Raw genomic sequence first — 292 nt, 5'->3', positions numbered from 1 at the left:
ATATGTTCCACAAGTTAGCTTAACAGCTTGCAAAAGTCATATAAAATGAGATTTGAAAGGATTAGAGACTAATTATGATGAAATGCGAATGGATATTGTGTCCTGTTTGTGGGAGCAAAACCCGTAATAAAATTAGGAAGGACACTGTTTTGGAGAATTATCCCCTTTATTGTCCAAAATGCAGACAAGAAAGATTGATTAAAGTTGACAACTTGAAGATAACTGTCATCAAAGAGCCAGACGCTTAAGACGCAGAGCCGATGAAATTGTGGAACAATTCACGAATCATCGG

Annotated in this window: 1 protein-coding gene; it reads left to right on the top strand. The window is 36.6% G+C overall.

From position 1 onward, the window contains the following. Positions 1-74: 74 nt before the first annotated feature. Entirely contained in the window at positions 75-248 is a 174-nt protein-coding gene (locus tag FGF67_RS17070; protein ID WP_002779755.1) for a cysteine-rich KTR domain-containing protein, read from the top strand. Positions 249-292 lie beyond the last annotated feature (44 nt).

The organism is Allotamlana fucoidanivorans (assembly GCF_006265225.1).
In the GTDB taxonomy this organism is placed as follows: domain Bacteria; phylum Bacteroidota; class Bacteroidia; order Flavobacteriales; family Flavobacteriaceae; genus Allotamlana; species Allotamlana fucoidanivorans.
Note: the sequence above shows the minus strand (reverse complement) of the source record. Positions and strands in the feature narration are given on the sequence as shown.

Bases quoted from the DNA above. Each gene is read 5' to 3' on its own strand.
- FGF67_RS17070 (WP_002779755.1), top strand. From the start codon at position 75: ATGATGAAATGCGAATGGATATTGTGTCCTGTTTGTGGGAGCAAAACC.